Annotated in this window: 4 protein-coding genes and 1 pseudogene; 3 read left to right on the forward strand and 2 right to left on the reverse strand. The window is 73.6% G+C overall.

Annotated elements, in window-relative coordinates; translation table 11 throughout:
* The 3 genes and pseudogenes from ACIWVC_RS10725 to ACIWVC_RS10735 form a co-directional block, all read left to right on the forward strand.
* Window positions 1–213: pseudogene (locus ACIWVC_RS10725) on the forward strand (hypothetical protein); the annotation flags it as partial.
* Window positions 214–291: 78 nt separating this feature from the next.
* Complete coding sequence (gene mycP, locus ACIWVC_RS10730) at window positions 292–1,614, forward strand: type VII secretion-associated serine protease mycosin (protein WP_396445963.1); 1,323 nt, start codon at window positions 292–294, stop codon at window positions 1,612–1,614.
* Between the two features lie 7 nt (window positions 1,615–1,621).
* On the forward strand, window positions 1,622–2,344 hold the full coding sequence (locus ACIWVC_RS10735; RefSeq protein ID WP_396445964.1) for a sulfotransferase family protein: 723 nt from the start codon (window positions 1,622–1,624) through the stop codon (window positions 2,342–2,344).
* Here the strand turns inward: ACIWVC_RS10735 and ACIWVC_RS10740 are convergent.
* Together ACIWVC_RS10740 and ACIWVC_RS10745 are read right to left on the reverse strand one after the other, a co-directional pair.
* Entirely contained in the window at window positions 2,341–3,144 is an 804-nt protein-coding gene (locus tag ACIWVC_RS10740; protein ID WP_396445965.1) for a hypothetical protein, read from the reverse strand. The genes ACIWVC_RS10735 and ACIWVC_RS10740 overlap by 4 nt on opposite strands.
* A gap of 92 nt (window positions 3,145–3,236) precedes the next feature.
* Window positions 3,237–3,679, reverse strand: a 443-nt coding sequence (locus ACIWVC_RS10745) for a hypothetical protein (RefSeq protein WP_396445966.1), incomplete at its 5' end; no start/stop codon positions are given.

Below are 3,679 nucleotides of genomic sequence, written 5' to 3' on the forward strand. Positions count from 1 at the left end.
GGCGGCGCCTTCGGCGGCGGTCCCGGCGCGGCCGGCGCGGGCGCCGGCGCGGGGCGCGCGGGCGCCGGCATGCGCGGCCCCATGGGCGGCATGCCGATGGGCCACGGCGCTCAGGGCGGCAAGGAAGAGGAGCGCGAGCGCAACACCTGGCTCACCGAAGACGAAGACGTCTGGGGAGCCGATGACGACACCGCCCCGCCGGTGATCGGCTGAACCTGGTCGGACGCCGGGCGGGTGGACGGCCGTCCACCCGCCCGGACCGGCGCGACGGACTAGGGAGTGTGCGGACAGATGCGGTGGCTGCTTCGAACGGTGGCGGCGACGGCGGCGATCGGGCTGGCGACGGCGCCCGCCGTCGCGGCGCACGCCGCCCCGGGCCCCCGGGCGGACCAGTGGTGGTTCGACTCGTGGGGCATCCAGAAGGACGTGTGGCCCATCACCAAGGGCAAGGGCGTGACGGTCGCCGTCATCGACACGGGCGTGAACGCGCGGCTGCCCGACCTGAAGTCCGTCGTGCTCCCCGGAACCGACCTGACGGGCCAGGGGGGCGACGGCCGGCAGGACAACGACTCCTACAACCACGGCCACGGCACCGGCATGGCCAGCCTCATCGCGTCCCAGGGCACCGCCACCGGGTTCGTGGGCATCGCGCCGGAGGCGAAGATCCTGCCGATCGCCGCGTCGGTGAGCGGGCCGACGACGGCGAAGGCCGTCCGGTACGCCGTCGACCACGGCGCGAAGGTCGTCAACATCTCCCAGAGCAGCGAGTCCGCCGACATCTACCCGAACCAGTGCCCGCCGCAGCTGCTGGAAGCGGTCGAGTACGCGGCGAAGAAGGACGTCGTGATCGTCGCCGCCGCCGGCAACTCGGGCGACAACGGCAACAAGCCCAACTATCCGGCCTCGTGCCCCGGGGTCGTCGCCGTCGGGGCCCTCGGCCAGGACGGCAAGCCGTGGAAGTCGACGCAGAAGCAGCCGTACGTCACCGTCGGCGCGCCGGGCGCGAACGTCGGCTACCTCGGCAAGGAGGGGCGCGCCTACCGGTCCGGCGCGGGGACGAGCCAGGCGACCGCGCTGGCCTCCGGCGCCATCGCCCTCGTCCGCAGCCACTACCCGAACCTGTCGGCGCGCCAGGTCGTGCAGCGCATCACCGCGACCGCGAAGGACTTCGGCCCGCCCGGCAAGGACGACCTGGTGGGGTACGGCGTCATCAGCATCCCGCGGGCGCTCAAGCAGGACGTGCCCGCCAACGCGCCGAACCCGGTGTACCAGCGGCTCGACAAGGTCATGGCCGGAAAGAAGGCCGGGGCAGGCGCCACCAAGCCGGCCGCCGCGGGCGAGGAGGATTCCGGCGGGTTCCCCGTCCTGATCGTGGGCGGCGTCGTGGTGGTGCTGCTCGTGCTGGGCGGCGGCGCGTTCCTGCTCACGCGCGGCCGCAGGAAGCCCGCTGCGCCGTCCGGGCCGATGCCGGGGCCGATGGGGCCGCCGCAGCCCTTCGGAGCGCCGCAGAGCGGCCCGCAGCAGTCGCCGTACCAGACCGGTCCGCAGCCGCAGCGGCCGCCGGCGGGGCCGCCGTCGTTCGGCGGCCCGCAGAACCCGCCGCCCGGCGGCTGACGGCCGGATGCCGCGGAGGCTGACCGCACCGGTGTTCATCCTGTCGTCGGTGCGGACGGGGTCGACGCTGCTGCGCGCCATCCTGGGCGGGCATTCGGAGCTGCACGCCCCGCACGAGACGCACCTCGGCGACATCACCGTGCGCTTCGAGTCCCGTCAGGTCGCCACCTCGATGGAGCGGCTCGGGCACACTGAGCGCGAGTTGCGCTTCTTGCTCTGGGACGCGCTGCTGGCCGGCGAACTGGCGCGCAGCGGCAAACGGCAGCTGGTCAACAAGTCGCCCAACGACGTGTTCATCCGGGACGAGATCGTCGCCTGCTGGCCGGACGCCCGGTTCATCTTCCTGCTGCGCCATCCGTCCGCGATCCTGCGGTCCTGGCGCAACGCCCGGCCGTACTACTCCCCGGAGGACCTGGTCGCCGACATCGTCCGGTACTGCGAGGCCGTCGAGGAGGCCCGCGGCGAGCTGGACGGCCCGACCGTCCGCTACGAGGACCTGATCGCCGACCCGGCGGGCACCGTCCGGGGGCTCTGCGACTTCCTCGGCGTCGCCTTCGAAGAGGAGATGCTCGACTACGGCAAGGCGGGCACCGATTCCTTCGCACCCGGGCTCGGCGACTGGACGGAGAAGATCCGCACGGGCCGCATCCAGCCGGACCTGCTCGTCCCGGATCCCCCGCCACCGCCCCTCAAGGACGTCTGCGCCGCCTGGGGCTACCCGCTGGCCTAGCCGCTCAGGCACTCCTCGCAGGCGGCGAGCGTGTCCGCGATGCCCCTTGCGGCCGCCTCGGCGCCCGCCAGTGCCGTCGCCTCGTCCATCGGTGCCGCCTCGCGGGTCTTGGGGGAGCCGTCCACGTCGAGCGGCGACCTCGTGCCCCGGAACCGCACGGTGATGACGGCGTTCCGCAGCCGGGCGGTCGCCGCGGCGGTGGTCGTCGCGCCCAGCGGCCCCGACAGCGTCAGGTGCTGCGTGAACGCCTGGTCGCCGATCCGGGCGACGCTCGGCGCTTCGGCGTGCAGGGAGCCGGGGGCGCCCTTCGCCGTGCCCGCCATGGAGTTGGCGCCGTCCCAGGCCGCGTCGTACTCGGCCTTCGCCGACGCCGCGCCGTCCAGGTGCAGCCGCACCGACACGCTCAGCCGATGCGATGCCCGCACGCCCTTCGCGCCCGGGGGCTCCGCCCATTCGCACGCCTCGTACCGCTCGTCCGCCGAGTTGGCCGCCTCGTTCGGGACGGGCGGGTCGGAGCGCGGCACGTACCGTTCGAGCGTCTCCCCTGGGACCAGCTCGCACGGCTTCGGCATCGACGTGAACCGGGCGGGCGCCGAGTCACCGGAGGACGCGCTGACAGCCCAGCCGACTCCGCCCGCGACCAGCACCAGCGCTCCAGCGCCCACTGCCCACCGCCGGCGCCCGGCGGCCCACCATCGGCGCCGCGGGAAGTCCCCGCCGGTGTCGGCCGCGTCGGGGACGGGCTCCGCCGGCTCGGCGGCCGGCAGGTCGGAACCGTCCAGCGCCTGATCCGCCGCCACGAACTCCGGACGGCCCTTTTCGGATCGCGAGCCATCGGACAAGACGCGAGCCCCCAACTCTCACAACCGGACGTTCGCCGCGAGGCTAGCATTCACCCGCCCGGCTCCCGCCGATCGCCGAAAGTGATCGCCCGCATGATCGCGTCGACCCGCGAATGCCGATGCGCCTCCAAGCACGCGGGCCGTTCAGTGGTCTCCTCGTCCCCCTCAAGCCACCGGACGTATCGGGGCAGCAGCCACCTGGGCGGATGCACGTAGACCACGATCGAGATCACCAGGGGGACGACGGCGAGCGCCGCGAGGACCGCGACCACGCTGGCGGGGGCGACCGCGGCGACCGCGAAGGCCAGCACGACGAGCAGACCGGAAGCACCGAACCAGGCGCCGGCGAGGGGAGTGTACGGCCAGTGGAAGAAGGCGTCGTTCCCGTGCCAGGAATGCCAGCGCCCCCGATATGCCGCGATGCCGAGCAGAAGTATCCCGACGAGGAGTGGCAGGAAGACGACCGCGGCGACGATGACCCTCGCGGACATGA

The organism is Actinomadura sp. (assembly GCF_044508335.1).
Lineage (GTDB): Bacteria > Actinomycetota > Actinomycetes > Streptosporangiales > Streptosporangiaceae > Spirillospora.